20 protein-coding genes and 1 pseudogene are annotated in these 19523 nt (G+C 56.4%); 16 read left to right on the forward strand and 5 right to left on the reverse strand.

Annotated elements, in window-relative coordinates:
* Positions 1–12: 12 nt before the first annotated feature.
* The 5 genes and pseudogenes from HQN82_RS25750 to HQN82_RS05015 all read left to right on the forward strand — a co-directional run.
* Positions 13–138 (forward strand): annotated as a pseudogene (locus tag HQN82_RS25750) (RHS repeat-associated core domain-containing protein); the annotation flags it as partial.
* A 9-nt stretch (positions 139–147) separates the two neighbouring features.
* Positions 148–891, forward strand: a complete 744-nt coding sequence (locus HQN82_RS05000; protein ID WP_112765909.1) for a polymorphic toxin-type HINT domain-containing protein — start codon at positions 148–150, stop codon at positions 889–891.
* Positions 863–1297, forward strand: a complete 435-nt coding sequence (locus HQN82_RS05005; RefSeq protein WP_112765775.1) for an HNH endonuclease — start codon at positions 863–865, stop codon at positions 1295–1297. The genes HQN82_RS05000 and HQN82_RS05005 overlap by 29 nt, the downstream gene beginning before the upstream one ends.
* 591 nt (positions 1298–1888) lie before the next feature.
* A protein-coding gene (locus tag HQN82_RS05010; protein WP_173614602.1) for an IS3 family transposase occupies positions 1889–3102 on the forward strand; the annotation gives its coding sequence in 2 pieces (ribosomal slippage) (positions 1889–2225 and positions 2225–3102; 1215 coding nt in all).
* A gap of 620 nt (positions 3103–3722) precedes the next feature.
* Positions 3723–4169, forward strand: a complete 447-nt coding sequence (locus HQN82_RS05015; RefSeq protein ID WP_045535667.1) for a hypothetical protein — start codon at positions 3723–3725, stop codon at positions 4167–4169.
* 656 nt (positions 4170–4825) lie between these two features.
* On the opposite strand, the gene HQN82_RS05030 is transcribed toward HQN82_RS05015, so the two are convergent.
* The 5 genes from HQN82_RS05030 to HQN82_RS05050 all read right to left on the reverse strand — a co-directional run bounded on the left by HQN82_RS05030 (position 4826) and on the right by HQN82_RS05050 (position 7684).
* Positions 4826–5035, reverse strand: coding sequence for a hypothetical protein (locus tag HQN82_RS05030; RefSeq protein WP_139786353.1), 210 nt, complete (start codon positions 5033–5035; stop codon positions 4826–4828).
* An 88-nt stretch (positions 5036–5123) separates the two neighbouring features.
* Positions 5124–5405, reverse strand: coding sequence for an RHS repeat-associated core domain-containing protein (locus HQN82_RS25755; protein WP_173614603.1), 282 nt, complete (start codon positions 5403–5405; stop codon positions 5124–5126).
* A 52-nt stretch (positions 5406–5457) separates the two neighbouring features.
* Positions 5458–5859, reverse strand: coding sequence for a hypothetical protein (locus HQN82_RS05040; RefSeq protein WP_045534810.1), 402 nt, complete (start codon positions 5857–5859; stop codon positions 5458–5460).
* A 299-nt stretch (positions 5860–6158) separates the two neighbouring features.
* Positions 6159–7258 (reverse strand): IS3 family transposase gene (locus HQN82_RS05045; RefSeq protein ID WP_144115371.1). Its coding sequence is split into 2 segments (ribosomal slippage): positions 6159–7006 and positions 7006–7258, totalling 1101 coding nucleotides; the frame shifts between segments, so codons are not numbered across the junction.
* Between the two features lie 105 nt (positions 7259–7363).
* Positions 7364–7684, reverse strand: a complete 321-nt coding sequence (locus HQN82_RS05050; RefSeq protein ID WP_234797412.1) for an RHS repeat-associated core domain-containing protein — start codon at positions 7682–7684, stop codon at positions 7364–7366.
* A gap of 445 nt (positions 7685–8129) precedes the next feature.
* On the opposite strand from HQN82_RS05050, the gene HQN82_RS05055 reads away from it, so the two are divergent.
* From HQN82_RS05055 to lipA, 11 genes are all read left to right on the forward strand, one after another.
* Entirely contained in the window at positions 8130–9011 is an 882-nt protein-coding gene (locus HQN82_RS05055) for a VOC family protein (protein WP_112765779.1), read from the forward strand.
* Positions 9008–9853, forward strand: a complete 846-nt coding sequence (kdsA, locus tag HQN82_RS05060; protein WP_006697551.1) for a 3-deoxy-8-phosphooctulonate synthase — start codon at positions 9008–9010, stop codon at positions 9851–9853. The genes HQN82_RS05055 and kdsA overlap by 4 nt, the downstream gene beginning before the upstream one ends.
* A gap of 137 nt (positions 9854–9990) precedes the next feature.
* Complete coding sequence (eno, locus tag HQN82_RS05065; RefSeq protein WP_022556098.1) at positions 9991–11265, forward strand: phosphopyruvate hydratase; 1275 nt, start codon at positions 9991–9993, stop codon at positions 11263–11265.
* Between the two features lie 293 nt (positions 11266–11558).
* Entirely contained in the window at positions 11559–11876 is a 318-nt protein-coding gene (locus HQN82_RS05070) for an FtsB family cell division protein (protein WP_004441601.1), read from the forward strand.
* Between the two features lie 153 nt (positions 11877–12029).
* Positions 12030–13073, forward strand: coding sequence for a pyruvate dehydrogenase (acetyl-transferring) E1 component subunit alpha (pdhA, locus tag HQN82_RS05075; protein ID WP_004441604.1), 1044 nt, complete (start codon positions 12030–12032; stop codon positions 13071–13073).
* A gap of 17 nt (positions 13074–13090) precedes the next feature.
* Positions 13091–14512, forward strand: a complete 1422-nt coding sequence (locus tag HQN82_RS05080) for a pyruvate dehydrogenase complex E1 component subunit beta (protein WP_035208868.1) — start codon at positions 13091–13093, stop codon at positions 14510–14512.
* A 14-nt stretch (positions 14513–14526) separates the two neighbouring features.
* Positions 14527–15897, forward strand: coding sequence for a pyruvate dehydrogenase complex dihydrolipoamide acetyltransferase (locus HQN82_RS05085; protein ID WP_173614604.1), 1371 nt, complete (start codon positions 14527–14529; stop codon positions 15895–15897).
* 12 nt (positions 15898–15909) lie between these two features.
* Entirely contained in the window at positions 15910–16554 is a 645-nt protein-coding gene (locus tag HQN82_RS05090; protein ID WP_173614605.1) for an SGNH/GDSL hydrolase family protein, read from the forward strand.
* Positions 16555–16611: 57 nt separating this feature from the next.
* On the forward strand, positions 16612–18057 hold the full coding sequence (gene lpdA, locus HQN82_RS05095; RefSeq protein ID WP_173614606.1) for a dihydrolipoyl dehydrogenase: 1446 nt from the start codon (positions 16612–16614) through the stop codon (positions 18055–18057).
* Positions 18058–18152: 95 nt separating this feature from the next.
* Positions 18153–18401 (forward strand): GlsB/YeaQ/YmgE family stress response membrane protein, encoded by a 249-nt coding sequence (locus HQN82_RS05100; RefSeq protein WP_004441618.1) that lies wholly within the window; start codon positions 18153–18155, stop codon positions 18399–18401.
* Between the two features lie 102 nt (positions 18402–18503).
* Entirely contained in the window at positions 18504–19475 is a 972-nt protein-coding gene (lipA, locus tag HQN82_RS05105; protein WP_004441621.1) for a lipoyl synthase, read from the forward strand.
* Positions 19476–19523 lie beyond the last annotated feature (48 nt).

The raw sequence follows: 19523 nt of genomic DNA on the forward strand, positions 1-19523 counted from the left end.
GCCGAGCCCGATATCAATGCTTCGGCGACCCGATCGTGCTGGCCCGGGCGCTTCCTTCAGGAAGATCCGATCTGGTTCGAAGCCGGTGACCTTAACGTCTATCGCTATGTCTGGAACTCGCCCGCCAACTGGACCGATCCGAGTGGAATGAGTGCCTCGGCCGAGTATGGTGCGACCGCGAGCATCGCAACTCGGTCGATGACGTCGATGGCGCTGGTCGGCAACCGTGTGAGCTGTATCTTCTTCGGTATCGCCGGGGTGCTGGATGCGATTAACACCGCGCAACAGGATGGTTTCACCGTCGAGAATGTCGCCATGTATACCGTGGAGGCAGGATTATGGGCGCTGGAGTGCGGTGCAAAGGTTAAGGCGAAGAAGGCTCCCAAGAGCTGCAAGCTCCAGGATGCCGCAAGCATGTTCATAACGAGCGGCGGCACACCGGCAAATCTACGCTTCATGAACTCGTTCGTTGAAGGAACGAAGGTTCTGACCAAGGAAGGCTACAGGCCGATCGAGGCCGTTCGGGTTGGCGATCTGGTAGCATCGGTCGATGAAAAGACAGGTGGGGAGGTTTACCGCAAGGTTGTTTCGACCTTTAACCGTCAGGCGCCGGGAACGCTTTCGCTGACACTGGAAGACGCAGCGGGTAGTTGCGAGGTCATCGAAACGACGCCGGAGCATCCGTTCCATACGCAGGGCTGGGACGGTAAGGTCGAGACGCTGGTCGCTGCGCTGGATGGCGATGCTCCGGCGGCCACGGTCGTGCCGGCCCGTCTGTTCCCATCCAGCGGCAAGACGCCGTTTGGGGAATGGGTGAAGGCTGGTGCCCTGAAGCAGGGTGATTGTCTCGACGTCTACTTCAATGGTAAAAACCGCGGTGGTCAAGGGTGATGAAACGCTCAAAGCGGCCAATGACAACGGCTCGCTGACGGTTGCTGAAATTGTCCGCGGAAATCGCACCGCTCGCGTCTACAATCTCGAGGTTGAGTCCAGAGCAGGGGAAATCACGAATAACTACTTCGTTGGGGATGCTCAGGCATGGGTCCATAATGGCAGATATATCCCGACGAAGGTTCGAGATTTAACGCGCAAACGAATTACCGGTCGTGATGGAGTCATGAGATGTGAGTATTGCGGAACTTCTGTGGTTGAAAAATCTGGCTATGTTTGCTCGCTGGAACTCGATCATATGAATCCGTATCACGCTGGAGGTGGCAACGAGCCAGGCAATATCGCCGGATCATGCCGCGCCTGCAATCGTGGGAAGGGTGGAAAGGGCTTCGTGAGGACAATGTGAAACCGGATCGACTAGTATTTTGCTGCGACCACGTTATGGAAAATCAAAGGGAGGTTAAATTAATTACCTTCACCATGGGTGGTGATATTTGTTATCTATGTGGTGAAATTGACCATGATGAGCAATCATTTCGCGGCGTTAGTATCGAGTCTCTACTGATTTTTGCCCCTACGGTTCGGGCGGTCGGTAAAATTAGAGCTGGATACCGGTGCGAGCGGCAGGGTGATGGTGTATGGCATGAGGCGCCATATATCGACGACTAAAACATAAAGATGAAAAATAAATAATAGTTAGAATCTTAGCCACGGCAACATCCCATGCAAGCTATACATCGGGTGCCGGGCAGGGGGTCGGCGAAAGGTGAAAAAAATACCCATCGCACTGGGAGTTCGTTTTGTCGACAGAGAAACTTATTATTCAAAGGGTTGCCATCACAAATAAACGAGCTTCAATACTTGTTGGATGAAGGCTAGTTGCCGGTATTTGAGTGGGAAAAATCTGACCTTGCTCTGATACGGTGAACTGCCCCCCATTTCGACCGGACAGTCGGCATAAGCAGAAAGGCTCAAGCACAGGCTTGGGTATAGGCTTATGTCTAACGACTATCGACACGTTGAATTGCTGACGGGTGATGTTCGCCGCAGGCGGTGGACAACCGAGCAAAAGCTGACAATCATTGAGCAGAGTTTCGAACCAGGCGAGACGGTATCGTCCACCGCTCGCCGCCATGGCGTCGCGCCCAATCTGCTTTATCGGTGGCGCAGGCTCTTGAGCGAGGGAGGTGCTGCAGCTGTGGATTCTGACGAGCCGGTGGTCGGCAATTCGGAAGTGAAGAAGCTGGAAGATCGCGTCCGCGAGCTGGAGCGCATGCTCGGCCGCAAGACGATGGAGGTCGAAATCCTTCGGGAAGCCTTGTCCAAAGCAGACTCAAAAAAACGGATATCGCGGCCGATCTTGTTGCCGAAGGACGGTTCGCGATGAAGGCCGTCGCAGACACGCTGGGCGTATCCCGTTCCAACCTCATCGAGCGGCTGAAAGGCAGATCGAAGCCGCGCGGCTCCTATCACAAGGCCGAGGATGCAGAGCTTTTGCCCATCATTCGCAGGCTGGTAGATCAAAGGCCAACCTATGGCTATCGGCGGATCGCCGCGCTCCTCAATCGCGAAAGGCGAGCCGCCGATAAGCCTGTCGTCAACGCAAAACGGGTTCACCGCATCATGGGCAACCACGCCATGTTGCTGGAGAAGCATACGGCCGTTCGCAAGGGCCGCATCCATGACGGCAAGGTCATGGTCATGCGCTCGAACTTGCGCTGGTGCTCGGATGGGCTGGAGTTCACTTGCTGGAACGGCGAGGTCATCCGTCTCGCCTTCATCATCGACGCTTTCGACAGGGAGATCATCGCCTGGACGGCGGTCGCCAATGCTGGCATCTCCGGCTCGGATGTGCGTGACATGATGCTGGAGGCGGTCGAGAAACGCTTCCATGCAACCCGAGCCCCGCACGCTATCGAGCATCTCTCGGACAACGGTTCGGCTTATACAGCACGGGACACGAGGCTGTTTGCGCAAGCACTCAATCTAACGCCCTGCTTCACGCCGGTCGCCAGCCCGCAGTCCAACGGCATGTCAGAGGCTTTCGTCAAAACCCTGAAGCGGGATTATATCCGCATCGCAGCACTACCGGACGCAGAAACAGCGCTCCAGTTCATCGACGGATGGATCGAGGACTATAATGAAATCCATCCACATTCCGCGCTCAAGATGGCTTCCCCTCGGCAGTTCATCAGGGCTAAATCAAACTAGCCGACTTGTCCGGCGAAACGGGAAGCACTCCATACGGGTAGCGGGAGAAGTTGAGCATTTTGTATGTCAATCAATAAGATATTGAAGTGTGTGATGGGCCAGTCTGCGGCTAATTTCCATTGTGACCGAAGGCTGATCTGAAATCTAAAGGAAAAACCAGTGCTGGGGAGGCAACCGGCCTAACTTCTTTCCATGCGTGTCGAAACGTCCGTAACGTCTATCGGCAAAGTCATCGTGGAATGGCGGCGGCAGGAAAATATGCTGTCCCAGCCGGACTGATGGGGGAGCACGATTGGCGCAACGATAGTATGTACCTTTATTCCTTGCTGATGCGCTGAATACAGCGATGCAACGGGATACGCAGATTGTTGGGGTAAGAATTGTTGTGTTTTAACGCGATCGATCCCGCCAAATGATCCGCCGTATGATAAATCACCTGATCGTCCCCAGTCGTGGGATTATCCGTGTGCCGCCCAGATGAAACAATGCGATGATGACATCGCTAGTGGATCAAAAAGGGAGTGTATGGGGGCAAAGCAGGTGCATATACTGTGAGCAATTCTGCCGTCGAAATGGATATATTTGGCCGGGGCTGTTTCGGTCGAAGGTAGGAAGCGCTCATGCCAGTATTGGACATTTCGAATATGAACGAAAAAATGGAAAAACTAGAAATTTATATTTCTCGCGAAATCGATAAGATTTTGGTCCATGAGAGAATTTGCAGCTCAGAGGATTTTCTAATGGTGTTCTCTCAGCTTAAAGATACGTTTCCGTCGGCAGCAGAATATGAAATGTCGAAATTGACGAACTTGATGGAATTTTTACGTGGGCGGCGCGATCCACTACTTCTTGTGCATGCAATGGAAATATTCAATGAGATATTCATGCGAAAAGACGCTGGCACAATCCTGTTGTTTGAACGATGGATCGATTTGCGGACATTATTCGTCGACTTTCACCCTGGACATCGGTTCCCCCTTGACAATCATTTCGGATATTTTCTCTCGCATAAAAAAGAATTGAAATACTATTCTAAAATAGTCGAAAGTTTGTCTGGTGTTGTTTGACTTGTTTGCGGCACGAGTTCGAATATGACGTCAACGGCAACCTGATCCGCAAAACCGTCAGGGCGAGCGGATTGACCTGGCGTTATGGCTATTCCGCTTACGACGAGCTTGTTCTGGTAAGTCGACAGGCCTCGGCCTCAACCGGGGTGACAGCTGAGTTGACGGTGAGCTATGGCTACGATGCGCTGGGTCGTCGGGTATGGGAACGACGACAGGATGCCAGCGGAACGGAAACATCGTTCAGGAGCCCTGTATGACGGCGAACATGTTGCGGCCGAAGCTGCCGTTGATGGCGCAGGTGCTGCAAGCGAATCGCGTCGATACAGCCATACCGATAGCGTAGACGATCTTGCCAGCATATCTGTTTATCATCATCATATGAGCGCCAATCCGTTGTCCCATTTCCATGCAGCGGACCTCGCCTGGGCCCAAAGGGTGAATAGGACACCTACCAGGCAAGTCCTATAATATCAGCTGTGTCGTCAGATTTCGGATGAACAGTATTCACATTGCGATTGGCATCATCGATGCGACACCATCTTTATTCACTGCCTTGCTCAACGCTAGAAAATGTTGACATTCTACGCGTCAAAGCACCAAGCTCAGCTGCTCAAGTTGCAGAAGTCCGCGACTAAGATGCTGTTAGGTCCGATTGATTAGATATCCGGATTTAAATCCGGATATCTATTTACTAGTGGTAATATCAAATCTCTAGAAATATATCCCATAAGATCGCCGACTGATTTATCAAATTCATTTTTTGTATCTTCATCGTGTATTTGATTTACACATAAAAACATGTCACCCAAGATATGATCAATAGACACTGCTAATTCTATTATCTTTTTTGCTGTGTCTTTTTCCATCAAATTCTCCTTTTTTTATGATATTTAGTAGTTTTCACCAACGATTCCCAAACATTGGCGAACACATCTCCTGTAAAGTCCTGGTCGCTCATAAGATGGGTATACTCCCTTGTGTTTCCGCTAGGCATTTCTGATGGCAGTCTTCCCAGCCCGGTAGCGAAGCGCATAGTTGAGGCGATTGTCCGGGCTGGCCACGCCATGGCGAAACAGGCCCTTTACTCGCTGCACCTAATCCCATCGGATCAGTATACATCAAAGGATTGTCTTTAACATAAGCCCATCTATTTGGCCCATCGGGCATCCCAAGAGGATCGGCCCGGAGATAGCGGCCTGTCCTTGGATCGTAGCGGCGATGCCAATTATAGTGCAATCAGATTCTATTTGGAAATATTACCCGGAAATAGCTGGTTGAGCGAATTTTTTCAAAGATTGTGGTTCGATGACGTTGCAGAGTCCAGTCCTTTTCTTACCCATTGGTCAATTTCTTCTTTAGAGTATCCAAGTAGTAATCCTATAATTCGATCAATACCCTCATCAGGGCGTTGAATATTGTCCTGTTGGGCAACCAAGGCTGTCTTTAAAGCAGGAATGCGCCAAGCTTCGTCGGGAAGACTGTAGAAAATGTAAGTCACGCTAAAGCGAGGGTGCTCGGGATTTAGAAGTGTAAATTCTTCCATTAGGATCGATCCCTCATCAACGTATGGCTGGAAGTTATCGACGGGGATTAGGTCCTTATCGCCTACCGACTCAATATAGTAGAACATTGAGAGGGGTTTTTTCCCCTCTCGCATTAGTCTCAATTCATGCCCAATGATCTCTTTCATTTTAATTTCAATCAATTAGGAATTGTTGCTGCTAATCTGGAAGGTGGCCATTCTACGATTCGGCAGAGGCATTGATAGCAGGCATTCGGATATTCTGGATTTATATCCGGAGGACGATCTCGTGCTCCACATTCATAGCCATAGACACCGGGGCAATATAGGATCGGTCCCCCGTTTCGATTTTTTTTAGCGCTGACCTGCCACTGAAGTTTCATCCGGCTGCGATTAGAGCCTCGGCTGTTTTTGAAGTGCTCCCCGATTTTGGGCCAACGGGAGCTGGAATTTTCCGGGGTTATGGCTCATGTCGGCGGTGATGCCGATGAGCCGCTCATGAGCGAAATCGGCACTTTGTTGCCGATCGCGCTGTGTGGCCGGAACTCATTATAGTCTCTACGCCAATCCTCCATCTTTGCCCGCGCGTCGTCAAGGCTCATGAACCAGTGAGCGTTCAGGCACTCGGCGCGGAACTTGCCATTAAAACTCTCGATGTAGCTGTTGTCGGTCGGTTTGCCTGGCCGCGAGAAGTCAAGCACGACACCTTTGTGATAGGCCCAGAGGTCAAGGTCTCGGGAGATGAATTCGCTGCCATTATCCACACGTATGGTCGCCGGATATCCGATCTGTCGGCAGACCCGCTCCAATGTCTGAACGACATCCTCGCCTTTGTAGCTAAAGCGAGCATCCACCACTGGCGAGAAGCGAGAGAAGGTATCAACAACCGTCAGAACCCTGATCTTGCGACCAGTGGCCAGTTGGTCATGAACGAAATCCATCGCCCAGACATGGTTGGAATGGCTAGGCTCCGTGCGGTCAGCCCGCAGCTTCGCCTTGACCCGGCGCTTGGGAACCTTGTTGCGGAGCTGGAGGTCCATCTCCTTGTAAAGACGATAGATTCGCTTCGGGTTCACAGACCAGCCTTCACGCTTGATAAGGATATGCACACGCCTGTAGCCGTAGCGTATCCGCGTCTGGCAGATGTCCTTGATCTTCAGCTTTAACTCGGCCTGCTCGCCACGCCTGGACTTGTAGACATAGAGCGACCGGTCGACTTTCAACACCGAGCATGCACGCCGGATCGAAACCTTCCAGTCCGCCTTGATCGTGTCGACAAGCTTGCGCTTGCGGGCAGGCCTCAAAGCTTTTTTGAAAGCACATCCTGCAGCATGGCCTTGTCCAGCGACAGGTCGGCAACAATCCGCTTCAGCTTGGCATTCTCCTCCTCAAGCTGTCGTAGCCGCTTCATCTCCGAGGGCATCAAGCCCGCGTATTTTTTGCGCCAATTGTAAAACGTCGCGTCCGAAATTCCCGCCTTGCGGCAGACCTCGCCGATGGGCGTTCCATCCTCTGCCTGCTTCAAAACAAACGCGATCTGCGCTTCCGAAAACTTCGAGGCCTTCATCGAATTCTCCTCTTCTTCCCACAAGGAATCATAAGTGGAAAATTCCAGTTCTAAATGGCCTAATTCATTGGGGGCACGTCAGCGCCCGTCCGGATCTACGCCCATCTAAAGTGAATTAGTTACATAGGTCCACCTATTTGGTCCATCGGGCATCCCAAGAGGATCGGCCTGGAGATACCGGCCTGTCGTCGGATCGTAGTGGCGATGCCAATTGTAGTGCAAACCGGATTCCAGTTGAAACCATTGCCCCGGAAAGCGTTGGTCGAGCGTGGTCGATCCCAGGATTGTGTATGCCTCCCCATAAGGCAGGTAGGTCGCGCGCCAGACTACATTTCTTGCGCTGTCGGTCATCATGATGGGACGTTCGAGATGATCGGTATGAACCTGGTAGATTGTAGCTGCTTCCGTACCGGCATCTGCAATCACTGCCAAAGGTCTCTCGTCAAGCCAGATACACTCCCGTCCCAGCGCGCCGTTGCCGTCATATTCCGCGATGATGTTGCCGCTGAAGTCGTAAATATAGTGAAGTGTGGTGGCGCGCGAAAATACAAACGCCTGATATCGGTCAGATGCACAGTGGCCAACAGCCGACCTTGCGTTTTCCCCCCTTAACCAGCGCTACACACCTGAAGTCACTGGCCATCCAAAAACGGTCGCGGCCGATCTCGCCAACAATCCGCAGGCGGATGAAAACTGGTAAACCGTCCGCATTCAGATGAAGCCGGAGGACTGGTGAAACCCGGCAACCTCAGCCCACTGCCGATACCGGCATAGACGCGCAGGCCCGTCATTTGCATTCCCGGCGCTCTTCGTGCTTTTGTCAGCTTCAATACCCGGCATCTGCGCCGGGCGCGTCAAAAAGGCAAGATTTATGGCTGACAGGCATCGCATCGATCATCTCGTTCTGCCCGTTCGGGACCTTGCGGTAGCGGCCGCGCGGCTCAAGGTCCTTGGCTTTACGGTCGCGCCACAGGCTCTCCATCCTTTCGGCACGGAGAATGCCTGTGTGTTCTTCAGGGATGGCACCTATCTGGAGCCTCTGACAGTTGCTGACCGGGTTAGCTATATCGCGTCGGTCGAGAGAGGCGATGTTTTTACCGGCAGGGACCAGGCATTTCGGCGATCGTACGGACAGGAAGGTTTTTCTGCCCTTGTGGCCTCCACCGCTGACGCTCGTGCCGATCACCGGAGATTCGTGGCGTCCGGCGTATCGGCTGGCGAGGTCTTCGAATTTTCGCGGCCCATGCAAATGCCGGACGGATCGTCAGGCGAGGCGGCGTTCCGGCTTGCTTTCGCGGCAAGCGGATCGGCTGCGGATTTCTTCCTCTTCAGTTGTCAACGCCTGCAGGCACTGCCGGGGGAGCGTGCTGCACTGGAACGTCACCAGAACGGAGTTCTGGGCCTTCGCGAGATCGTGCTGTGTTCCGGTACGCGGAGTGACACCCACTTGATAGAAACGGTTTTCGGCTGCAACGGCGTCGTGTCTCCGGATGGTGATGTCGTTTTCGAAACCGGCAATGCAAGGGTGAGGCTGAGGGAAAGACCCGCCCTTTCTGGCGTCGACCCGAAGGCTACGGGAAAAAACGGTGAGGGCCTGCGCGGCATGGGCGTCGTCTTTTCCGTTGACGATCTTGCCGTGACAGCGACGGTACTTGCTGCTAATGGCGTGTCCAGCGCAGAAGCGGGCGGCCGTCTGGTGGTGCCCGCAGCACCCGGACAGGGCGTCGATTTCGCCTTCGAGGAAAAAAGATGAGCGTCACGAACAATCTCAAAGTCACCGCCGGCCAGGGCGCCAGCAAGGTTTCCTTTTGCAATAGCGAGCGTTTTTCACTGATCGCCGGCCCCTGCCAGATGGAAAGCCGGGAGCACGCCTTCATGATTGCGGGTGTCTTGAAGGAGCTTTGTGACGGGCTCGGAATCGGCCTCGTTTACAAGTCATCCTTCGACAAGGCGAACCGCACCTCGCTTTCCGGCAAGCGTGGCATCGGTCTGGACAGTGCCATGCAGATATTTGCCGATCTCAAGAAGGAATTCGGCTTTCCGGTCCTGACCGACATTCACACCGAAGAACAGTGCGCCATCGTTTCCGAAGTGGTGGATGTGCTGCAGATCCCGGCCTTCCTCAGCCGTCAGACCGATCTTCTCGTTGCCGCCGCAAAAACCGGCCGTGTCATCAATGTCAAGAAAGGCCAGTTCCTGGCGCCATGGGACATGAAGAACGTGCTCGCCAAACTGAATGAAAGCGGCAACCCCAATGTGCTGCTGTGCGAACGCGGCGCGTCCTTCGGCTACAATACGCTGGTCTCCGACATGCGTTCTCTGCCGATCATGGCATCCCTCGGCGCACCTGTTGTCTTCGACGCCACCCACTCGGTGCAGCAGCCGGGCGGGCAGGGCGGTTCCACCGGCGGTCAGCGGGAATTTGTCGAAACGCTGTCTCGCGCAGCTGTCGCCGTTGGTGTCGCAGGCCTCTTCATCGAGACCCATGAGGACCCGGACAATGCGCCTTCTGACGGCCCGAACATGGTTCACCTGAAGGATATGCCGAAACTGCTCGAAAAGCTGCTGGCCTTCGACGCCATCGCGAAAGCCTGAGCGGCGGGCGCGGTGCCGTGCCAATCGATTTTAAATGGCGGTGGTTCCCTTTCTACGGCCTGCCGTCATTGTAATTTCTTCGCCATCGTCTAAGACAGGCGACGGAAAATATCTGTTCCATTCCCAAGGGAGAGACCATGACTGCCATTACCGATATCATCGCGCGCGAAATCCTCGACAGCCGCGGCAACCCGACCGTTGAAGTCGATGTGTACCTCGAAGACGGCTCCATGGGCCGTGCCGCCGTTCCTTCGGGCGCCTCCACCGGCGCGCATGAGGCGGTTGAGCTGCGTGATGGCGGCAAGCGTTATCTGGGCAAGGGCGTGGAAAAGGCCGTTGAAGCCGTCAACACGGAAATCTTCGACGCCATCGGCGGTTTCGATGCTGAAAACCAGATCCAGATCGACCAGATGATGATCGCGCTGGACGGCACGCCAAACAAGTCGCGCATCGGCGCCAACGCCATTCTCGGCGTGTCGCTCGCCATCGCCAAGGCTGCTGCCGAAGCCTCCGGCCTGCCGCTCTACCGTTATGTCGGCGGCCCGAACGCGCATCTGCTGCCGGTTCCGATGATGAACATCATCAACGGCGGCGCCCACGCCGACAACCCGATCGACTTCCAGGAATTCATGATCCTGCCGGTTGGCGCAGAAAACATCCGCGAAGCCGTGCGCATGGGTTCGGAAGTGTTCCATACGCTGAAGAAAGAGCTCTCCGCGCAGGGCCACAACACCAATGTCGGCGATGAAGGCGGTTTCGCCCCCGGCCTCGAAAGCGCGCCTGCCGCGCTCGATTTCATCATGAAGTCGATCGAAAAGGCCGGTTACCGTCCGGGCGAAGACATGTATGTCGGCCTCGACTGTGCATCGACGGAATTCTTCAAGAACGGCAAATACGTTCTCGAGGGCGAAGGCCGCACGCTGGAATCGGGCGCCATGGCTGAATACCTTGCTGACCTCGTTGCCAAGTACCCGATCATTTCCATCGAAGACGGGATGGCTGAAGACGACTGGGACGGCTGGAAGACATTGACCGATCTCATCGGCAATAAGTGCCAGCTGGTCGGCGACGATCTCTTCGTCACCAACTCCGCGCGTCTTCGTGACGGCATCAAGATGGGCGTCGCCAACTCCATCCTCGTCAAGGTCAACCAGATCGGTTCGCTTTCCGAGACGCTGGACGCGGTCGAAACCGCCCACAAGGCCGGCTACACCGCCGTCATGTCGCACCGTTCGGGCGAGACCGAAGATTCGACCATCGCCGATCTCGCAGTTGCCACGAACTGCGGTCAGATCAAGACCGGCTCGCTTGCCCGTTCCGACCGGCTCGCAAAGTACAACCAGCTGATCCGTATCGAGGAAATGCTCGGCCCTCAGGCTGCTTACGCCGGCCGTTCAATCCTGCGCGGTTAATTTGCGTTCGGGTTTCTGGGCCCGCTGTCTTGCGGGCAGAGGTGGTGAAAAACGCATCTACATATGAGATGTCATCCTCGGGCTTGACCCGAGGATCCACCACGATACGTTTTTGGATCCTCGCCTCAAGGGCGAGGATGACGGTGGGGAGGGCAGGTCTCCCGCCAATCCAGCCCGCCCTCCGGCGGGCTTTTTCATGCCCAATTGCCGATTGGAATTTAAGGTCAACGGATAGTTAAACAATCCGCTCTAGTCTCAGACTCACGTTACGCGTTTTGAGGCATCTCTCCGGCATGTGGACCAGGCATCATAAAAAGAGACGATTCGGTCGGCTGATCGTTCCAGCCATTACCATCGCTTTTCTTTCCTACTTCGGTTATCATTCGATCCATGGCGATTTCGGCCTTCAGGCAACGGAGCGGCTGGAACGGCAGCGTATTACCCGGACGGCGGAGCTTGCAAAGCTGACACAGGCGCGCGTGGCGCTGGAGCGTCAGGTGGAACTGTTGAGTGACGGTTCGCTTGAACGGGACATGATCGACGAGATTTCCCGGTACCAGCTGAACATGTCCCGAACGGACGAAATTGTCATCATGAACACATATTTCTGATTAACCGAAATTAAGTTAATTCAACATTTTTGATTTATTCACAGCATCTTAGCGTGAATATGTGCCATGCGTTTAAAGCATTGCTGCATGGCGCTTTCTTGCATATGGTACGCGCCACTCTATCCATTCAAACGGCAACTCAGGGAGGGATGAATGGCGCCGCGAAAATCAGCGACCGTATCCGGCCGCAAGACAACGGCAAAGTCCGCAACCGAATTCACCGGCAAGAACAGCCCCGACTTCTCGAAGGAAGAAGAGCTTCACGCCTATCGTGAAATGCTTCTGATCCGCCGTTTTGAAGAAAAGGCCGGCCAGCTCTATGGCATGGGCTTCATCGGTGGTTTCTGTCACCTCTATATCGGCCAGGAAGCTGTCGTCGTTGGCATGCAGATGGCTCAGAAAGAGGGCGACCAGGTCATCACCGCCTATCGCGACCATGGTCACATGCTCGCCTGCGGCATGAGCGCCCGTGGCGTCATGGCCGAACTGACCGGCCGCAAGGGCGGTCTGTCTAAAGGCAAGGGCGGCTCCATGCACATGTTCTCGAAAGAGAAGCATTTTTATGGTGGTCACGGCATCGTCGGTGCCCAGGTGTCGCTCGGCACCGGCCTCGCATTCGCCAACCGCTATCGCGGTAACGACAACGTCTCCGTGACCTACTTCGGTGACGGCGCGGCGAACCAGGGCCAGGTCTATGAGAGCTTCAACATGGCCGCTCTCTGGAAGTTGCCGATCATCTATATCGTCGAAAACAACCGTTATGCCATGGGCACCTCGACCGCCCGCGCCACCGCCCAGTCGAACTATTCGCTGCGTGGCCAGTCCTTCGGCATTCCAGGCATTCAGGTGGATGGCATGGATGTGCGCGCCGTCAAGGCAGCAGCCGATCAGGCGCTGGAACATTGCCGTTCCGGCAAGGGTCCGATCATTCTGGAAATGCTGACCTACCGTTACCGCGGTCACTCCATGTCCGACCCGGCGAAATACCGTTCCAAGGACGAAGTGCAGAAGATGCGTTCGGAACACGATCCGATCGAGCAGGTGAAAGCACGCCTTCTGGAGCAGGGCTGGGCCAGCGAAGACGAACTCAAGGCCATCGACAAGGATGTCCGCGATATCGTTGCCGACAGCGCCGACTTCGCCCAGAACGACCCCGAGCCGGATGCGTCCGAGCTCTACACCGACATTCTGCTCTGATCGGGAAAGGGAAACCCATGCCTGTAGAAATTCTTATGCCCGCCCTTTCCCCGACCATGGAGGAAGGCACGCTTTCCAAATGGCTTAAAAAGGAAGGCGACAAGGTAACCTCCGGCGACGTGATCGCGGAAATCGAAACCGACAAGGCGACCATGGAAGTGGAAGCCGTGGATGAAGGCGTCATCGGCAAGCTGCTGATCGATGCAGGCACCGAAGGCGTCAAGGTCAACACCCCGATCGCCGTGCTCATCCAGGAGGGCGAAAGCGCCGACGACATCTCTTCCTCTGCCAAGAAGGAAGAGCCGAAGGCCGAAGCTGCCAATTCCGGTTCTGATGCCGCTGGCGGCAAGACCCGCGAAGCGACCGAAGAGCCGAGCGCTTCCAAGGAAGCCGCGAAGGTTCCGGCGGCGCCCAAGATCGACGTTGCCGCTGACCCGGACATTCCGGAAGGCACCGAAATGGTGATGACGACGGTGCGTGAAGCGCTGCGTGACGCCATGGCCGAAGAAATGCGCGCCGATGAAAAAGTCTTCATCATGGGTGAAGAAGTCGCCGAATATCAGGGCGCCTACAAGATTACCCAGGGCCTGCTGCAGGAATTCGGCGAGCGCCGCGTCATCGACACCCCGATCACCGAACACGGCTTTGCCGGCATCGGCGTCGGCGCAGCCATGACCGGCCTGAAGCCGATCGTCGAATTTATGACCTTCAACTTCGCCATGCAGGCGATCGACCAGATCGTCAACTCGGCAGCGAAGACCCTGTACATGTCGGGCGGCCAGATGGGCGCGCCGATGGTGTTCCGTGGTCCTTCGGGTGCTGCTGCCCGCGTTGCGGCCCAGCACTCGCAATGTTACGCCGCATGGTACAGCCATATTCCGGGCCTCAAGGTCGTCATGCCCTATACGGCTGCCGATGCGAAGGGTCTTTTGAAGGCCGCCATCCGCGATCCGAACCCGGTCATCTTTCTCGAGAACGAAATTCTCTACGGCCAGAGCTTCGAAGTGCCGAAGCTCGATGATTTCGTGCTGCCGATCGGCAAGGCGCGCATTCATCGCAAGGGCAAGGACGCAACCATCGTTTCCTTCGGCATCGGCATGACCTATGCGGTGAAGGCAGTTGCGGAACTCGAAAAGCTCGGCATCGACGTCGAACTGATCGACCTGCGCACCATCCGCCCGATGGACCTGCCGACCGTGATCGAATCGGTGAAAAAGACAGGCCGTCTCGTCACTGTCGAAGAAGGCTTCCCGCAGTCGTCGGTCGGTGACTTCATCTCCAACCAGGTCCAGCGCGCTGCTTTCGATTATCTCGACGCGCCGATCCTGACGATTGCCGGCAAGGACGTTCCGATGCCTTACGCGGCCAATCTGGAGAAGCTGGCGCTTCCGAATGTCGATGAAGTCGTCCAGGCCGTCAAAACCGTCTGCTACAAGTAAGGGGAGGCGTTTCGATGCCTATCAACATCACCATGCCTGCCCTTTCTCCGACGATGGAAGAGGGCAATCTGGCCAAGTGGCTGGTCAAGGAAGGCGACAAGGTCGCACCCGGTGACGTGATCGCCGAGATCGAGACCGATAAGGCGACCATGGAAGTGGAAGCCGTCGACGAAGGCACCGTCGCCAAGCTTGTCGTTCCGGCCGGCACGGAAGCCGTCAAGGTCAACGCCCTCATCGCAATCCTCGCCGCCGATGGCGAGGATGTGGCCGAGGCGGCAAAGGGCGGCGATGCCGCTCCCGCCAAGGCTGAGGCAAAGACGGAGGCCCCCAAGCAGGACGCCGTCAAGGCGGAAGCGCCGAAGGAAGAGGCTGCCCCGGCAAAGGCTGAAAAGCCGGTTGCCGACCAGCCCGCTGCCTCGTCCACGCCAGCGCCGGTTGCAAAGTCCGGCGAGCGCATCTTCGCTTCGCCGTTGGCACGTCGTCTCGCCAAGGAAGCCGGTCTCGACCTTTCGGCCGTTTCCGGTTCCGGCCCGCATGGCCGTATCGTCAAGACCGACGTCGAAAAAGCTGCGGCTTCCGGCGGTGCAAAGGCTGCTCCCGCCGCTGCTGCATCCGCAGGCACACCGGCTCCGGCTCCCGCCAAGGGCCAGTCGGACGATGCCGTTCTCAAGCTGTTCGAAGAAGGCTCCTACGAGCTCGTGCCGCATGACGGCATGCGCAAGGTCATTGCCAAGCGTCTGGTCGAATCCAAGCAGACCGTTCCGCATTTCTACGTTTCGGTCGACTGCGAACTGGATACGCTTCTGGCGCTGCGCGCCCAGCTCAACGCCGCTGCCCCTGAAAAGGACGGCAAGCCGGCCTACAAGCTGTCGGTCAATGATATGGTCATCAAGGCGCTGGCGCTGGCCCTTCGTGACGTGCCTGACGCCAACGTCTCCTGGACGGAAAGCGCCATGGTCAAGCACAAGCATTCGGATGTCGGCGTTGCCGTGTCCATTCCGGGTGGCCTGATCACGCCGATCATCCGCAAGGCCGAGCAGAAGTCGCTCTCCACCATCTCCAACGAGATGAAGGACTACGGCAAGCGCGCGAAAGAGCGCAAGCTGAAGCCCGAGGAATATCAGGGTGGCACGACCGCCGTGTCCAACATGGGTATGATGGGCGTGAAAAGCTTCTCCGCCGTCATCAACCCGCCGCATGCCACCATCCTGGCGGTCGGCGCGGGTGAAGAACGCGCTGTCGTCAAGAATGGCGAGATCAAGATCGCCAACGTCATGACGGTCACGCTCTCCACCGACCACCGTTGCGTCGATGGCGCGCTCGGAGCCGAACTGATCGGCGCCTTCAAGCGCTACATCGAAAACCCGATGGGCATGCTGGTTTGATCGGAGAGTAAGATGGTGAAGTCGGTCCTCTGCTTTGGCGATTCCCTCACCTGGGGATCAAATGCGGAAACGGGTGGCCGGCACAGCCATGACGATCTTTGGCCGAGCGTCTTGCAGAAGGCGCTCGGTCCTGACGTGCATGTGATTCACGAAGGTCTGGGTGGTCGCACCACCGCCTATGACGACAACACCGCCGATTGCGACCGCAACGGCGCGCGGGTTCTTCCGACGTTGTTGCACAGCCATGCGCCGCTGGATCTGGTGATTATCATGCTCGGCACCAACGACCTGAAGCCGTCAATCCACGGATCGGCGATCGTTGCCATGAAGGGTGTCGAAAGGCTGGTGAAGCTCACGCGCAACCACATCTGGCAGGTGCCGGACTGGGAGGCGCCTGACGTGCTGATCGTCGCACCGCCGCAGCTGTGTGAGACGGCCAATCCGTTCATGGGCGCGATCTTTCGCGATGCGATCGATAAATCGGCGATGCTGGCGTCCGTTTACCGGGATCTGGCCGACGAGCTTGATTGCGGCTTTTTCGATGCGGGTTCCGTCGCCCGAACGACGCCGGTGGATGGCGTTCATCTCGATGCTGAAAATACGCGGGCCATCGGGCGGGGGCTGGAGCCCGTCGTCCGCATGATGCTCGGACTTTAAGAACAATTCCCGGTCGTGGCGCTGCTCGCGACCCGATAGGACAAGGCAGGATTTCCAATGGCTCAATCATATGACGTCATCATCATCGGTTCGGGACCGGGCGGTTACATTGCCGCGATCCGCGCAGCCCAGCTCGGCATGAAGGTTGCCGTCGTGGAGCGTGAGCATCTGGCCGGCATCTGCTCCAACTGGGGCTGCATTCCCACCAAGGCGCTGCTGCGCACAGCCGATGTCATGCACACCGCCACCCACGCCAAGGAGTACGGCCTGACGCTGGAAGGCTCGATCAAGCCTGACGTCAAGGCAATCGTGGCGCGCTCGCGCGGCATTGCAGCCCGCATGAACAATGGCGTCGGTTTCCTGTTCAAGAAGAACAAGGTCGATATCATCTGGGGTGAAGCCAAGATCACCAAGCCGGGCGAAATCGTGGTCGGCAAGTCCACCAAGCCGGTGGTGCAGCCGCAGGGTCCGGTTCCGAAGAACACGCTGGGCGAGGGTACCTATACAGCCAAGCACATCATCGTCGCCACGGGCGCCCGCCCGCGCGCGCTGCCCGGCATTGAGCCCGATGGCAAGCTGATCTGGACCTATTTCGAGGCAATGAAGCCGGAAGAAATGCCGAAGTCGCTGCTCGTCATGGGCTCCGGCGCGATTGGCATCGAATTCGCCAGCTTCTACCGCACCATGGGCGTGGACGTGACCGTTGTCGAAATCATGAACCAGGTCATGCCTGTCGAAGACGCAGAAATCTCCACCTTCGCCAAGAAGCAGCTCGAAAAGCAGGGCATGAAGATCCATCTGGAAACCAAGGTTTCCAAGGTGGAAAAGGGCGCAAACTCCATCACCGCGACGCTGGAGAAGAAGGACGGTTCTTCCGAAAAGATCACGGCTGATCGCATGATCTCTGCCGTTGGGGTCGTTGCCAATATCGAAGGCATCGGCCTCGAAGCTGCCGGCGTGAAGACCGATCGCGGCTTCATCGTCATCGACGGTTACGGCAAGACCAACGTTCCCGGCATCTACGCCATCGGCGATGTCGCGGGTCCGCCGCTGCTTGCCCACAAGGCGGAGCACGAGGCTGTCGTCTGCGTCGAAAAGATCGCCGGTCTGCCGAATGTTCACCCGATGGACAAGCTGAAGATTCCCGGCTGCACCTATTGCAACCCGCAGGTCGCTTCTGTCGGTCTCACCGAAGCCAAGGCCAAGGAACAGGGCCGCGATATCCGCGTCGGCCGCTTCTCCTTCGCCGCGAACGGCAAGGCGGTCGCGCTGGGTGAAGATCAGGGCATGGTCAAAACCATCTTCGACAAGAAGACCGGCGAGCTGCTTGGCGCGCATATGGTCGGGGCGGAAGTGACCGAACTCATCCAGGGCTTTGTCGTCGCTATGAATCTGGAGACGACAGAAGAAGATTTGATGCACACGATCTTCCCGCATCCGACCATTTCGGAATCGATGAAGGAAAGCGTGCTCGACGCCTATGGACGTGTGCTGAACGCATAAGTGCCGCGTGATGCCCGGCATTGTCTAACCATGCCGGGTGTCCCATATGTCTCGATACAGCCTTAAGGCGGGCTGTTATTTCAGGGAGCGTGGGAATGGAAAGTGTAGGCTGGATTGCAGCAATCATCATCGGCGGTCTCGCCGGCTGGCTTGCGGGCAAGCTCATGGACATGCGTTTCGGCATTTTCATGAACATTGTCCTTGGCATTGTCGGTTCGGTGGTCGCTGTTGCGGTGCTGCGAACCTTCGATGTTTTCGTGCAGGATAGCAGGCTCGGTTATTTCGTTACCGCCTTCATCGGCGCAAGCCTGTTGCTGTTCGTGGCTAAGCTCGTGCGGCGCTGACAAGGCGTCGTGACCGGAAGGGGCTTACGCTTTTTCTGGAATTGTTCTAAAGCATCGCACCAAAGATGTCTGGATCGCCAAGGGCGATGGAAGCAGGTTTTTATGGTCACTATTCTCGACAGGACGTCGTCTGACGAAAAGCGTATCCGCCACCCGGAAAAGGCGCACAAGCCTGATACCGAGGTGATGCGCAAGCCCGAATGGATCCGCGTCAAGGCGCCGACCTCCAAGGGTTACCACGAGACGCGCGAACTGGTGCGCAGCCACAAGCTGGTGACCGTGTGCGAGGAAGCCGGCTGTCCGAATATCGGCGAGTGCTGGGACAAGAAGCACGCGACCTTCATGATCATGGGTGAAATATGCACCCGTGCCTGCGCCTTCTGCAACGTCGCGACCGGCAAGCCCAATCCGCTCGACATGAATGAGCCGGAAAATGTCGCCAAGGCCGTCAAGCAGATGGGGCTTTCCCACGTCGTCATCACCTCCGTCGACCGTGACGATCTCGCCGATGGCGGTGCTGAACATTTCGAAAAGGTGATCTGGGCGATCCGCGCAGCCTCTCCGACGACCACAATCGAAATCCTCACGCCCGACTTCCTGAAGAAGCCCGGCGCGCTGGAACGTGTCGTTGCCGCAAAGCCCGACGTCTTCAACCATAATCTGGAAACGGTTCCGGGCAACTACCTCACGGTCCGCCCGGGTGCGCGCTATTTTCACTCGGTGCGCCTTCTGCAACGGGTGAAGGAACTCGATCCCACCATGTTCACCAAGTCGGGCATCATGGTTGGCCTCGGTGAAGAGCGCAATGAAGTGCTGCAGCTGATGGACGATCTGCGCAGCGCTGACGTCGACTTCCTGACCATCGGCCAGTACCTGCAGCCCACCCGCAAGCACCACAAGGTCGAGGCTTTCGTGACGCCGGAGGAATTCAAGTCCTACGAGACGGTGGCTTACACCAAGGGCTTCCTGATGGTTTCGTCAAGCCCGCTGACCCGTTCTTCCCACCACGCCGGTGACGATTTCGAACGCCTGCGTGCGGCACGCGAAAAGAAGCTGCTGGCGGCTGCGGAATAAGCGACGCAAGGTTCGCCAATACGGCGTTGAGATTTGAAGTCTTCATGT

This window comes from Agrobacterium pusense, assembly GCF_013285525.1.
Taxonomy (GTDB): domain Bacteria; phylum Pseudomonadota; class Alphaproteobacteria; order Rhizobiales; family Rhizobiaceae; genus Agrobacterium; species Agrobacterium pusense.